Consider the following 12567-nt stretch of genomic DNA (forward strand, 5'->3'; position numbering starts at 1 on the left):
TCTTACCTTTCGTTGAGTGTCTTTGGGTGAGGACCAGGCGTACGGCTCAGGTCCTGGACACTGTGCTTTTCCGGTGGGCAACCAGCGTCTTGACCCGATCGATGCCCTGCGTGCCCAGCAGTGCAATGGTCACGGCCTTGGCTGCCCTCCGGGCGAGCTCCCGCAACGCACGGAGGGGAGATTCGTACACCCGGTCCGCCACGATCGACCTGGCAGTGGGGATGGGGGCGTCGGACAGAAGACCCGGGAAAAGTCCCTTGTACGGTCCGGGGGAAACGCGCCGGCCGCGGATTCTGTTGCTGACGTTGTGGTCGTGGACCAGCTGCAGCCAGCCAGGTGAGCCCCGGAGCGTTGTGACGTCCATGGATTGCCCCAGCCGGTTGTGCCACGCCGCCCAGCACGTCACAGGATCGGACCAGGGGGCGCTGACCGAGCAGAACGCGTTGCGGGGGTCGTTCCTGAGGTAAACCGAACCATCCCCCATCACCAAGCCGGACACCAGGTAGATCGCGGTGGTACCCGGGTTCTCGGCCGCTTTCTGCACCCGGTCCACGAAATCGATGGACAACCCGTCATCGTTGTCCAGATTGGTGGTCAGGAGCGTGCCACGTTCGCCCCCTGTGACTGTCCTGATGTCTTCAAGCAATTCGGAGGGGCTGACCTCGGTCCTGAACAGGGGAACGAAGGTGCCGTCCCGGTTCAGGTCCTGCACGCGGTCCAGCAGCCAGGCGGGACTTTCCGGGTCGAAGTAGATGATCCACCGGAAGTCCTGGTTGGCCTGCGCTTTAACGGAAGGCAGACAGTAGTGCTCGAATAGCGCTATCCGGTCCCTCAGCCACCCTTCCTTGGCCCGTACAAGGCTTTCAAAACCCCGGGAAGGAAGATTGAATCTTGTGAGCAAAACGTGGTCAATACCCGACGGCGGGTTCCCCGGCTTATCAACGTTCATGGCTTGCTCCTCGAACGGATTGAACTGTGGTGCGTACCTTCGTGTAGCGCACCTTCGTGTTGCGCTCTGGCACCGGCTGTGTGCACAGCTCCCTGATTCCGGCGGCCCGCACATCCCACGAGTTCGCCGCCGCGACACGCCGCATCTCTTCGCGTTGCCCCAGGTCCGGACGCCGCTGCAGGGCAGCCCTGACCAGATCCACGAATGCCTCCCGGCTGCTTGCAACAGCTAAGGCGCTGCACTGAAGTGAGCGCACCGAAGGTAAATCCGTAGCTACCACGGGCAGGCCCGACGACAGGTATTCCAGGGTCTTCAGGGGGAAGCTGGATCTGTTGAACTCCGTGTCGGCATAGGGGGTGATCCCGACGGATGCACTCTGAAGCAGCCGCTGTACGTCAGTGGGAGGCAGTGGTCCACGCCAATCCACGTTGTCCCGGCCCAGAAAGTCGTCCAGACGCTGCCGGGTTGTTGGGTTCGAGTCAGTCCGCGGACCGATGATCAGGAGGCTAAGCCCGGCGTCGGCCAGGGACTCCAGCACCTCAAGGTCCAATCGTTCATTGAGTTGTCCCACCAGTACCGTGACCGGCCTCCGGTGTTCGTTGGTGCCGGGAGCAGGTGGGCGGCACCCATTGGGAAGAACCCCCACGGGCCGTCCTGAGACATCGGACATCTTGGCGGCCAAGCCGGCCGAGACAGCGGTGATGACGTCGGCCGCCTGGATATTGCGTTCAAGGCAGCGCTTGAGATAGTCGGAGGGGAATCCGATCAAGTCAGCCGCGGCCAGCCAGTCATCGGTCAGATGCAGCAGCCGTACGCCGTTGCCGCGGCCGGGGAACGCTACAACCGGGGAAGCATTGACGACTGCCGCCACCGGACCACCTGCAGTCTTCACAGCGTTGTCCATGCAGCGCCGTGCAATGGCTTCAGTCACGGGCAGGCCAAGCCTGCTGCTGAAGAGTGGCGGGGCAGGAAGCCGCAGGCGCGACAAGTGGGGTGTCATGACCTCCGGGATCCCGCGCAGGCTGCCCACCGCGTGATTCCGCACATCCGCGAACCGGAAGACGGACGCAGGCTGGTCAACCCACAGGACCGGGCCTGTCACCGCCAAGGACTCAGCCAGCAGACGATCCGTTCCCGGCAGGCCATCCCATTGTCCGCCGGAGATATACATGATCGGGTCCATCACGCCTCCCTCGAGACGAATGGCCCACGCGCGTCAGCACGCACTGCGACCGGAAGGGCGTTGAAGTCCTCCGCGGGCTGGTGGCCCCGGAGTCGCTGGTAGCGCCGTCGAACCACGTAGGAGGTGTACTGGATCCCGGCGGCAGCTTCAGCCCACAGACCGGACCCCATGCCGGGGCCACCTGCCAGGGAGCCCCGGTACAACTCAGTTTGGTGTTGCGCCGCGGAAGCGAGCGAAAACCTGTCTTCCACCACTGAACGGCCGAAAGCGCCCAATGACTTCCTCAAGGGGGCGTCCGTGAGGAGATCCCCCAGGATGGAAACCAGCCCATGGGTGCCTGGACCTGTCGAACCCGGACCGGAACCGTACCAACCCTGCCAAAGAAACACGGGCAGGGACTCCGGGGTGAGCAGTTCCCAAAACCCCCTTTCGCCCTGGACAATCAAGGGTTTTTCGAAGGAAAGGCCCCGGAGGGCGGACCCGCCCATGCCAAGGACGGCATCAGCCACCGCGTAAGCCGGCCTGGGGTCGGCCAGTTCACCGGTGAGGATAACCGTGCGCTCCCCCGTCGCTTCGTTGACGCGTTCGGCGCGCTCGCTGACCACCGCTTCCGCCGGACCTGAACCGGTGATGAGCAAACACACCTTGAGATCCCCGGCGAGTTGGCCTACGGCATCAATCGCCGACAGGATGCCCTCAAGCTTGAGTTCCTTGGCCAGCCGGGAGACACAAACCACGGTGGGAACGTCCTCAGGCAATCCCCACCGGGCACGAAACCCGTCCACGTCCACTTCGTCGGCCGCACGGTTCGCTGCCAGGTCCACGGGTGGTTCCAGCAAGTGGACACGGCGGCGGCCGGAGGACAACTCGGCCTGACGGATCTGCTCAGTGCCAACCATCAGGGGCATGGACTTTGGGATGAACGGCGCCACCGCCATGGACATCACCGTGGCCACGGCGGTGGTACCCCGCACCAGCTTGGAGGCCGCAAGGCACTCCAAGGCCGGGGGCCACTCGTAGCCGTGAACAATGTCGATCCTGCGCTCGCGGACGGTGCGGACCAGAGCGCTGATGACAGACGGTGAAGGTCGCTTGCCTGGTGCAGGGGCGGGTATGAACTCCAACCCCAGGCCTGCTCCCCTCTCGGCGAGCGGCCCGGGCTGTCCAAAAAGAATGACCTCATGGCCCAGTTCCTTGACAGCGGCACCGAGTTCGATGGCGTTCAGCTGGCTGCCGCCCATGCGGAGATCGTGCGGGTAGACCAGGATTCTCATGGCGATGCCACCTCCCGTCCGCGCCCCCACATCCGGACGTCCCGCAGGTCCTGCCGCCGCAGTCCCATGGTTGCTGCCATCGCGACGAGTCCCAGACCCGTGGATACGAGGACGCCAACCACAGGTGAATCCAGCACCTGGGTCATGGCCCAGCAGCCTGCTGCAGTCAGCGCCGCAATGACCGTGGGAAAAGCCAGGCGCTTGCCCACGGCCAGGAGCGGCACGTTGGCTTGCCGGAGAGCCCGGAGATACAGCGGCGACGTCACAAGCAAGGCAACCAGCACAGGAACAGCTGCCAGCCCAGGCATGCCTGCGAGCGCACCACCGCCCAGCAGCGCCGGAACCAGCACGATCAGTGCGACGACCTGCACATTCAATATGGACAGCGACGAGCCCAGAACCACGAGGTAGTCGTACAGCAGCTCATGGAGGATGCGGAACACTGTGAGGGGCGCCAACCACATCAGCGCCAAGCCCGCCGGTGCCCAGGCATCCCCGTACACAACCCTGACAAGGGGCAGCGCACACCCCACCATCACGGCAGAGACGGGCAACACCACAGCCGAAACTGCTCCGATCATCGCAAGCAATGCCGCCTTCATGTCATCGGGCCGGTCCTGGAGCCTGGCGAAGGTCGCCGGGGCCACGCTTCGCAGGGGCTGTGAGAGCAAGCTTGAGGGCCACCCCGCCATGTTGAATGCCATGACGTAGAAGCCGAGGACTACCGGACCAAACAACCGTCCAGCGATGAGTTGGTCAACGTAGCCCACGGCAAAGACCACCGCGCTCGCACCTGCCAACGGCAGTCCGAAGGCCAGGAGCTGTTTTGCGGACGTGGGTGAGAATCCGAAACGGTACGGCAGGGGTGAATAGGCAAGGAACAGGACGGCGGCGACGAGGCTGGCCAGGACCCTGCCCACGGCAAGGCTCATCGCTCCCATGCCGCCTATCACCAGGAGCAACGAAACGCCCGCCCCCAACCACACGTTGACTTGGTCGATGACCATCCGCTGTCCCTGGCGGAAGTTGCGCTGCAACAGGGCCGCAGGCGTGGCTACCAGACCGTTGAGCACGATGCAGAAGGACAGGGCCCTGACCACGTCCGTGGCTGCCTCATTCCCCATGGCCGCCGTGAAGAGTGGCGCAATTGCATAGGAAAGGCCGAACAGAAGGACACTGCAGGCAACAGAGATGGTGGTGACGGTCGCGGCTATGTCCTTCGGATCCCCCGGCCAGCGGACGATCGCCAGGCTGACACCCAATTCGTTGAAGCTCAGGACGGCGACGAGCGCAATGAACGCCACCGCGTAGGTACCGAATTCCTCTGGCCCCAGCAGTCGCGCCAAGGCGATACCAATTCCAATGGTCCCGAGCTTGGTGATGAAGGCGTTGGCGACGCTGATCACGAACGCCCTGGTGGGGGTTGGCCCCTTTCGCGGGGTGACCGCGCTCCGAAGGGTCACTGGGCCCCCTCCAGCGCGGGGGTATTGCCGCGCCTGATCACCCGGGCAGGGACGCCGGCCCAGGTCTCGTCTTCGGGAACATCGTTCAGGACGGCCGCTCCCATGCCGATGGTCGCTTTCGCCCCGATGGACCTGCCCTCGCGCACACTGGCGTTCATTCCGATGTACGCTGCCCGCCCGATCCGCACGTTCCCGCCCAACGAAACACCCGACGCGAACGTTGCGAAGTCATTGATGACGTCGTCGTGGGTGAAGGTAACCCCTGGCATGGCGACGACGTGACTGCCGATGGTGACCGACGCCGTCATGCTGACGTGGGCCAGGATGATGCTGCCACGGCCGATCACGCACCCTTCCGGAACGCTGACGGAGGGGTCTATGGCTGTGGCGTAGCGTTCTTCGTCGAGCCCCAGGCTTCGAAGCCGCATCACCACAGCCTCGCGGCCGCTTCCGGATCCGATGCAGACCAGCAGTAGCGCGTGGGGGAACTTGAGCGCATCGCGGATGGGACCAAGCACATGCGCCCCGTCCACTACCCGGCCGTTTTTGTCCTCGTCGTCGTCGAGGATTCCGATGACGTCGAACGGGCCGCTGCTGCGGACCATGGCCAGCACCTCCCGGGCAAGGCCGCTGGCAGCGATGAGGAGAAGTTCGCTCATTGTGGGTGCCTCGAAGCGCGGAGGACCGAGTCGATGACCCTGACCTGGTCGTGGAGGGCGAGTTGGTGGTAGAGGGGCAGGATGAGCGTATGGTCCGTCAGCCAGTTGGTGACCTCCAGGGACGCCCCGCCGGTGTCCTTGCCCGCGTACGCGGGTTGACGGTGGGCTGCCATGATGCCCCGCCGCGCAGAAATGCCGTCCTGTGCCAGGTGGGCCATCAGCCCATCCCTCCCCAAGGGAAACGCGGGCCCGATTTCCATCCAGCAGGATTGGAAATTTCCAATGCCATACCCGGGGTCGCCCACCAGCCGGAGGCCTTCGACGCCGGCGAACGCGTTTGCGTAGGTGGCGGCCAGTTCACGACGCCGCTGGACGGCTTCCCGGAGGCGGCCCAGTTGGACAAGCCCGACGGCGGCCTGAAGGTCGGTCATGCGGTAGTTGAACCCGACCTCCAGGTACTCTTCGGGCGGTGCCAGGATGCTGGCGTGCCGGTCCGCGGCTGAAACGCTCATCGCATGCTCCCGGAGTCGTCGTGCCCTGTCCGCGTAGTCCTGCCGCGGAGTTGAGAGCATTCCGCCCTCTCCGGTGGTGAGGATCTTGCGGGGGTGGAAGGACCAAGCCGCCACTTCTGCGCCGGCACCGACCGGGCGGCCGTGGTAGCGGGAGCCAATGGCGCAGGCGGCGTCTTCCACCACGATGATCCCGCGGGGCTCGCACAGGGCCCTGATGGGATCGAGGTCAACGGGGACCCCGCCCTGGTCCACGGCGATGACTGCCTTGGTGCCCCTGGTCAGAGCTTTCTCCACAGTCTCTGCCGTCAAGCACCCGGTCTCCAGCTCGACGTCGGCGAACACAGGACGTGCTCCTATGTAGGTTGCGGCATTGGCGGTGGCAATGAAGGAGAAGGACGGGACCACGACGTCATCGCCCGGTCCAACGCCGGCAACTGCGAGCGCCAGATGGAGGGCTGAGGTGCAGCTGGACGTGGCCACTGCGTGACCGGCCGATTGCTCCGCCGCAAATGCTTCTTCGAACTGCCGGACCTTGGGCCCTTGGGCTACCCAACCGGATGCGATCACTTCAGCCACTGCTTGGGCTTCCTCCGGGCCCAGCCAGGGCTTCATGACGTCGATGCGGGCCAGGCGCGTTTCCGAGATGGTCATCGCGCACCTGCCGCGGGAACTGCGGGATGGGTCACCAAGCGGGCGGCTGCTATTTCTGCACGGAGCGGGCGCCACCATGACACCAACGTGCGCAGACCGTCTTCCAACCCGATGGCTGCTTCGAAGCCCAGGTCTTCACGTGCTGCGGTGATGTCCGCCAGGCGCCGGGCAACGCCGTTGACGGCGCGCTCCGGGCCGTGCTCCAGGTGCAGGGTCGAGCCCATGACACCCAGGAGGGTCTGCGCCAGCTCTGCCAGGCTGGTTTCGGTTCCACTGGCCACGTTGTAGACGCCTTCGCGCACATCGCTGACAGCCGCAAGGACGTTGGCCCGGGCGACGTCGTGGGTGTGTACGAAGTCCATGGTTTGGTCGCCGCTGCCGAAAATCATGGGTGGCTGGCCGTCGTCGATCCTTTCCATCCACCGCACGAGGACTTCGGTGTAGAGCCCATGGACGTCCATGCGGGGTCCGTAGACATTGAAGTAACGCAGCAGCACGTAGTCCAGGCCCGACATGGCCCGGAAGCTCCTGGCCATGCCTTCGTTGAATGACTTTGCCGCGCCGTAGAAGGTGTCGTTGTTGTGGTGGTGGTGGTTTTCCTTGGTGGGAAACTGTTCGGCCATCCCGTAGACCGACGCGCTTGACGCGGATACGAGTTTGCCCACTTTGTGGTCCACGGCTGCTTCGTACACATTGAAAGTGCCATCCACCAGTACTTCGAGTGCCAGCCGTGGTTCTTCTGCACATTGCGTGATGCGGATGGCGGCCTGGTGGAACACGAGGTCCTTGCCCCGGGTGAGGTCGTGGACAAGGTCACGGTCCCGCAGGTCTCCTTCGACGAGGCGGACGCGCTCGCTGTCCAATGCGTGGTCCAGGTTCGCGCGTCTGCCGCGCACCAGGTTGTCCAGGACGTCGATGTGGGCCGCACCGGCGTCGAGCAGTTGGTCCACCAAGGTGGAGCCGATGGTTCCGGCGCCTCCGGTGACCAGCACGTTGGCACCCAAAAGCTCTTTCATCGCACAACCTGCTCTTTCATCGCACAACCTGGAGGTTCGTCTCGTTGCCGGCCACGATGGTGGACCGTCCGTCCGTGCCGAGGCTCTGAGTCACGGCTTCGAGGACTGACAGGACCCTGAGCCCGGACTCGCCGCTGGTGCGGGGCATCGTGTGGTTGCGGATGGAGGTGGCGAGTTCGGCCACGACTTGTCCCAGCGGTTCGCGTTCCTGGAGGGCAGGTGACCAGGTGTCGCCGAGTCGGTAGGAGATGGCCGAGGCTTTTTTGTCCGCTGCCGATCGGGGCTGTTGTTCCAGGCTGACCCCGCGGTCGTAGACGCTGAGCCGTTGCTGCGGATTCAGGTCGTCCCAGACGAGGGTCCTCTTTGACCCTCCGATGATCATCTGCCGGATTTTGGTGGGGCTGAGCCAGTTGACGTGGATGTGGACCATGGCGTCGTTGGGCAGTCCGAAGGTCAAATGTCCCACGCAGTCGCGGCCGGTACCGAGGGGATCCGCGCCGTGTGCCGAAATTTCGGTGGGGTGCAGGCCTCCCGGCAGGACAAAGTCGAGGATGGAAAGGTCATGGGGTGCCAGGTCCCAGAACACGTTGACATCAGGTTGGACGAGCCCCAGGTTGATCCGGACCGAGTCAACGTACAGGATGTCTCCGAGGGCGCCGCTGGCCACCAGTTCCTGGATTTTGAGGACCGCCGGGGTGAAGCAGTAGGTGTGGTCGGCCATCAGCACCAGTCCCCTGGCTTTGGCTTCGTCCACCATCTCCAGCCCCTTGGCGCGGCTGTCGGCCAGCGGTTTCTCCACCAGGACGTGTTTGCCCGCGCGCAGGGCCGTCATCACCACACCGTGGTGCGTGTGCGCCGGGGTTGCGACGGCCACGGCGTCCAGGTTGCAAGTATCCAGCAGTTCGTCCAGGGACTCGACGACGGCCACCCCGCCTACTGAGTCGGCGAGCTTCCTGCCGCGTTCTACGTCCAGGTCGCAAATGGCTACCAGATCCCAGTCGGGGCTGGCTTTGAGGTTCCGTGCGAGGTTGGGTCCCCAATAGCCGGCGCCGACCACTGCTATGCGCAGCCTGGGCCGGTGACCGTTGCCGTTGAGTTGTCCAGATGGAATAGTTCTTATGCTCATGTCCCACTCGGATTCTGTGTTGTTGGCAGGTTTGTTGTTGCCGGGCCTTGCTTGCCGTGACTAGTAGGCACCCGATGGCCGGATCATGGCCCGGAAGGTGCGCCACATGATCATCACGTCCCCCGCGATGGACCAGTTCTCCACGTAGTAAAGATCGAGCCGGACAGCTTCATCCCAAGGGAGGTCGGAGCGTCCGTTGATTTGCCAGAGCCCGGTGATGCCGGGCTTGATCAGGAGCCGGCGGTGCGTATGGCGTTCGTAGCCATTTACCTCCCGGGCCAGCGGTGGCCGTGGACCGACCAGGCTCATGTGTCCGGCCAGGACGTTCCAGAACTGCGGAAGTTCGTCCAGGGAGTACTTGCGCATCCACCGGCCACATGTGGTGACGCGGGGGTCGCCGCGGATTTTGAAAAGTACACCCGCTCCTTCGTCCTGGTTGTCGAGTTCATCCAGACGGGCTTCGGCATCAACCACCATGGAACGGAATTTGAGCATCTGGAATGTGGTGCCTTGCTTGCCTACGCGTTGCTGGCGGAAGAGTACGGGACCGGGACTGTCTGCTTTGACGATCAGGGCCAGGACCAACAGGATGGGCGAGAGGACAAGCAGAGCGAGGGAAGAAACGGCGATATCCATCAATCGCTTGAGCGTGTGCTTTCCGCCGGAGTAGTGCGGAATGTCGACGTGCATGAGCGGCAGGCCTTCCACGGGCCGCCAGTGGATCCGGGGGCCGGCCACATTGGTCAGCGTTGCGGCCAGAACCAGTTCGGCGGCATCTTCTTCCAAGCGCCATCCGAGTTCCTGGATGAATTGGTTTCCGCCGGGCAACGGTCCGGCGACGATCACTGCGTTCGCGCCGGTTTGGCGGACGGTGTGCGCTATTCCGTAAATGGAGGACAGTACGGGGACGCGGACCTGGTCCGCTACCAGCACCGCTCCACGTCTGGCGCCCGGGAGGCATGCGCCGAGGATGTCGTATGGCGCACCTGACTTCCGGTTGATCTGCTTGATCACGTACCGGACGTCCTGGGGTTCTCCCACCACGATGGCGCGGGTGAGGCAGCGCCCCCGGGACTTCTCGCGGGTGAGCCACTTGCGGAAGCCCCATCTGCTGCCTGTCAGCGCCACGATCCCCAGGGGCAGGGAGACCAGCACGTAGGAGCTGACCGATTCAACACGGAATACCACTGCGACGATTGCCAGGAACCCGAACACCCTGAAGCTGGCTGAGAGCACCCGCTTGTATTCTTCAGGTCCAACGCCCAGCACTTTGGGATCCCTGGTCCGGTACACCTCGAGGGCGCCGAGCCAGATGATGCCCAGGATCACCAAAAGGGCCAGTTGGCGTGGGAATCCGGAAGCTCCGTCCGTAAACGGCAGCCCGCCGGTATTGAGTGCGTAGCCTGCTGAGACGGCGGCTGCGACCAGTATGGTGTCGGAGATCCGCAGGGAGGTAGTCAGGAAGCGCGTCCAGCCCAGCCGGTTCGGGTGCGGGGGTTTGACGCGCGAACGACGGTGGGTGACTGGCGGCACGAGGTCCAGGGTGACATCCGGGCTCGGCGCCGCCAGTCCCGCCTTTTCAGTCCGTTGTGCAGCAACGGACTTGTCAATCCAGGGAGACACCGGCGGATTGACATCGGCCATGACTTGTTCTGTGGGGAAGACTGTCCCCGTGGAGGCACGGTTGGCACCGTGGGGTGCCGCTACCTTGCCTAAACGCAAGACTGGAACTTTCACCATGTCAGCCTTCTTCGCAGACCTGCCATTGCCTACCTATCAGTGAAGCTTTGGCCGTCTGCCGGCGCACCAGTAGTCGGTACTCAAGTTTGCGCAGCATTACCCATGCGTCCTACGTGCAAGTACCTGCCTGGTGATGGGGGCACTACGTGCATTGGCCGCCTCCGCGGAGCCGGAATTCCCGGTGATTCCGGGTGTGGACGGGAGGTTGGTCAATGCCGGAGGGCAGCAAAAAACCGGCCACCATGATGGTGGCCGGTTGAACGGGTATTAGTCCTCCACGCTCTCGAGCGCCTCGATGTCGTCCTCGTCCTCTTCTTCCTCTTCCTCGTCGTCATCGAAGACCTGGAGAGGAGTAACCTCGGAGAATGCCTCGTAGAGGGCGTCTTCGTACACTTCGAAGGCATCTGCAACGGCAAAGAACGCAGCTTCGACGGTGGGGTCCCCCTCACCTCGTCGTGCTGATGCGGCAGCCAGGTGTTCTTCAAGGGCGGCGGTCAATGATTGAAGCGCGACACGCGGATCGATGCTCATGACTTCACGTTAGCCGGAAAAAGACGAAAATGGAGAGGGATGAGAGAACAATTTCCAGGCAGCTCCGTGGAGCGCCAACGAGACTACGCTCGTCAGTACGAATACCTCGTATTGACAGTGGGGCCTGATGATTCACTGCCCGACGCCAGGCGGCGGCTTGCCGAACATTCCGAGTACGGCAAGTGGGAACTCGAACGCAGCGTGCTCTACCTGGGCGGCGGACGACGATTCTGGCTGCGCCGCAAGGTCTACTCGGTGCAGCGCACCGTCTAGGCCCGGCCGCTCCTTCGCCTAGCCCTCAAGGGGGCCCAGCCAGGCACTGGCGACAGTGTTGTGGGCGGATTCGTCGTTGGACGGGTGGAAGATTCCCGCCAGGACATCCCTGTACAGCCGCTCCATCTCCGAGCCGCGGAAGTAGCTCGATCCCCCGGTGACCCGGATTGCCAAATCCACCACATGCCGGGCGTTTTCGGTGGCGCGGGATTTGATCCCCACGAGCTTGGGGAACCACTGGGCGCCGTGGTCCACAAGGTTGTCCACGTCGCGGGCCACCGCTGATATCTGCGGGTAGATCCCGTCCATGGCCAAGGCGGCGTCTGCCACTTTCCACCGGATATCAGGATCTTGCGCGTAACTGCGTCCCCCGTATTTCGCCGAGACGCGACGCTTCACATTTTCCACCGAAAGCATGAACGCCCTTTCGGCAACGCCGGTGTACACGGCGGCAAGCAACGTCTCAAAACAAGCGAAGATTGCGAAGATCAGCAGGTCCTTGTTGGGTCCTACGGGCAGCTTCCGGAAGATGCGTTCGGCCGGGATGACCGCTCCATGCAGAAGCGTGGTGTTCGAAGCGCTGGCCCGCATCCCCAAGGTGTCCCAGTCGCTCAGGGTCTCGTGTCCGGGTTCGTCGCGGCGGAGGAAACCGAACACCAGTTCGCCGTCGCCCTCCCTTGCCTGCGGGTCCTTGCCGAATGTCCCCAGTCGGGTCCATCCACGCGAGAGGCTGGTGAAGATCTTCCGGCCGGTGAAGCGGTAAGCGCCGTCAGGCAAGGGTTCGGCGACGGTCCCCGAATCGAACAGCATGGAGTCATTGCCGGCCTCGGAGATACCGAAGGCGAAGATTTCACCGTTCCCGGCTTCTTTCAGGACGAAGTCCAGGGAATCGTCTCCCCTGGCCGCCATGACGCGCGCGACGCCGGTCCACACCAGGTGCATGTTCACCGCCAGCGCGGTGGCTGGGGCAGCCGTGGCGAGCCGTTGCTGCAGCGCGGCTACCGCCTCGAGTCCAAGCCCCAATCCGCCGTCGTGCTCCGGCACGAACAGCTTGAGGTAACCGGCGGCTGCCAGTTCTTCCAGGTCCTCATGGAAGAACTGGTTGTTGTGGTCGTACCCGGCGGCGCGGCCGCGGAGTCGTTCCAGCAGGGCGTCGGGAAGGATTTCTTCGGGAGTCATGGCATGGCCTC

The 12567-nt window shown here is 63.8% G+C and carries 12 protein-coding genes; 1 reads left to right on the plus strand and 11 read right to left on the minus strand.

The window, feature by feature from the left end:
* Positions 1-46: 46 nt before the first annotated feature.
* From IEY62_RS12030 to IEY62_RS12075, 10 genes are all read right to left on the minus strand, one after another.
* Positions 47-949, minus strand: coding sequence for a glycosyltransferase (locus tag IEY62_RS12030; protein ID WP_189017967.1), 903 nt, complete (start codon positions 947-949; stop codon positions 47-49).
* The gene (locus IEY62_RS12035; protein WP_189017970.1) at positions 939-2132 is read right to left on the minus strand and encodes a glycosyltransferase; all 1194 of its coding nucleotides are present in this window, start codon (positions 2130-2132) and stop codon (positions 939-941) included. Before IEY62_RS12035 ends, IEY62_RS12030 begins: the two co-directional genes overlap by 11 nt.
* Positions 2132-3406 carry a glycosyltransferase gene (locus IEY62_RS12040; protein ID WP_189017973.1) on the minus strand — a complete coding sequence of 425 codons (1275 nt, stop codon included), beginning with the start codon at positions 3404-3406 and terminating at the stop codon, positions 2132-2134. The genes IEY62_RS12035 and IEY62_RS12040 overlap by 1 nt, the downstream gene beginning before the upstream one ends.
* Positions 3403-4869 (minus strand): oligosaccharide flippase family protein, encoded by a 1467-nt coding sequence (locus IEY62_RS12045; RefSeq protein WP_189017976.1) that lies wholly within the window; start codon positions 4867-4869, stop codon positions 3403-3405. Before IEY62_RS12045 ends, IEY62_RS12040 begins: the two co-directional genes overlap by 4 nt.
* Positions 4866-5528 carry an acetyltransferase gene (locus IEY62_RS12050; RefSeq protein WP_189017979.1) on the minus strand — a complete coding sequence of 221 codons (663 nt, stop codon included), beginning with the start codon at positions 5526-5528 and terminating at the stop codon, positions 4866-4868. Before IEY62_RS12050 ends, IEY62_RS12045 begins: the two co-directional genes overlap by 4 nt.
* Positions 5525-6691, minus strand: coding sequence for a DegT/DnrJ/EryC1/StrS family aminotransferase (locus IEY62_RS12055; RefSeq protein ID WP_189017982.1), 1167 nt, complete (start codon positions 6689-6691; stop codon positions 5525-5527). The genes IEY62_RS12050 and IEY62_RS12055 overlap by 4 nt, the downstream gene beginning before the upstream one ends.
* Positions 6688-7707 carry an NAD-dependent epimerase/dehydratase family protein gene (locus IEY62_RS12060; RefSeq protein WP_189017985.1) on the minus strand — a complete coding sequence of 340 codons (1020 nt, stop codon included), beginning with the start codon at positions 7705-7707 and terminating at the stop codon, positions 6688-6690. The genes IEY62_RS12055 and IEY62_RS12060 overlap by 4 nt, the downstream gene beginning before the upstream one ends.
* 16 nt (positions 7708-7723) lie before the next feature.
* On the minus strand, positions 7724-8833 hold the full coding sequence (locus IEY62_RS12065; RefSeq protein WP_189017988.1) for a Gfo/Idh/MocA family protein: 1110 nt from the start codon (positions 8831-8833) through the stop codon (positions 7724-7726).
* 60 nt (positions 8834-8893) lie between these two features.
* Positions 8894-10573, minus strand: a complete 1680-nt coding sequence (locus tag IEY62_RS12070) for a sugar transferase (protein WP_189017991.1) — start codon at positions 10571-10573, stop codon at positions 8894-8896.
* A 267-nt stretch (positions 10574-10840) separates the two neighbouring features.
* The gene (locus IEY62_RS12075; RefSeq protein WP_189017994.1) at positions 10841-11104 is read right to left on the minus strand and encodes a hypothetical protein; all 264 of its coding nucleotides are present in this window, start codon (positions 11102-11104) and stop codon (positions 10841-10843) included.
* Between the two features lie 39 nt (positions 11105-11143).
* Here IEY62_RS12075 and IEY62_RS12080 point away from each other — a divergent pair, with 39 nt between their 5' ends.
* The gene (locus IEY62_RS12080; RefSeq protein WP_011774832.1) at positions 11144-11377 is read left to right on the plus strand and encodes a DUF5703 family protein; all 234 of its coding nucleotides are present in this window, start codon (positions 11144-11146) and stop codon (positions 11375-11377) included.
* Between the two features lie 18 nt (positions 11378-11395).
* On the opposite strand, the gene IEY62_RS12085 is transcribed toward IEY62_RS12080, so the two are convergent.
* Entirely contained in the window at positions 11396-12556 is a 1161-nt protein-coding gene (locus tag IEY62_RS12085) for an acyl-CoA dehydrogenase family protein (RefSeq protein WP_189017997.1), read from the minus strand.
* Positions 12557-12567: the final 11 nt, after the last annotated feature.

The organism is Paenarthrobacter histidinolovorans (genome assembly GCF_014647595.1).
Lineage (GTDB): Bacteria > Actinomycetota > Actinomycetes > Actinomycetales > Micrococcaceae > Arthrobacter > Arthrobacter histidinolovorans.

Excerpts from the sequence above, each read along its gene's own strand:
- IEY62_RS12030 (WP_189017967.1), bottom strand. The coding sequence starts at position 949 with ATGAACGTTGATAAGCCGGGGAACCCGCCGTCGGGTATTGACCACGTT.
- IEY62_RS12035 (WP_189017970.1), bottom strand. The coding sequence starts at position 2,132 with ATGGACCCGATCATGTATATCTCCGGCGGACAATGGGATGGCCTGCCG.
- IEY62_RS12040 (WP_189017973.1), bottom strand. The coding sequence starts at position 3,406 with ATGAGAATCCTGGTCTACCCGCACGATCTCCGCATGGGCGGCAGCCAG.
- IEY62_RS12050 (WP_189017979.1), bottom strand. The coding sequence starts at position 5,528 with ATGAGCGAACTTCTCCTCATCGCTGCCAGCGGCCTTGCCCGGGAGGTG.
- IEY62_RS12055 (WP_189017982.1), bottom strand. The coding sequence starts at position 6,691 with ATGACCATCTCGGAAACGCGCCTGGCCCGCATCGACGTCATGAAGCCC.
- IEY62_RS12060 (WP_189017985.1), bottom strand. The coding sequence starts at position 7,707 with ATGAAAGAGCTTTTGGGTGCCAACGTGCTGGTCACCGGAGGCGCCGGA.
- IEY62_RS12065 (WP_189017988.1), bottom strand. The coding sequence starts at position 8,833 with ATGAGCATAAGAACTATTCCATCTGGACAACTCAACGGCAACGGTCAC.
- IEY62_RS12070 (WP_189017991.1), bottom strand. The coding sequence starts at position 10,573 with ATGGTGAAAGTTCCAGTCTTGCGTTTAGGCAAGGTAGCGGCACCCCAC.
- IEY62_RS12075 (WP_189017994.1), bottom strand. The coding sequence starts at position 11,104 with ATGAGCATCGATCCGCGTGTCGCGCTTCAATCATTGACCGCCGCCCTT.
- IEY62_RS12080 (WP_011774832.1), top strand. The coding sequence starts at position 11,144 with ATGAGAGAACAATTTCCAGGCAGCTCCGTGGAGCGCCAACGAGACTAC.
- IEY62_RS12085 (WP_189017997.1), bottom strand. The coding sequence starts at position 12,556 with ATGACTCCCGAAGAAATCCTTCCCGACGCCCTGCTGGAACGACTCCGC.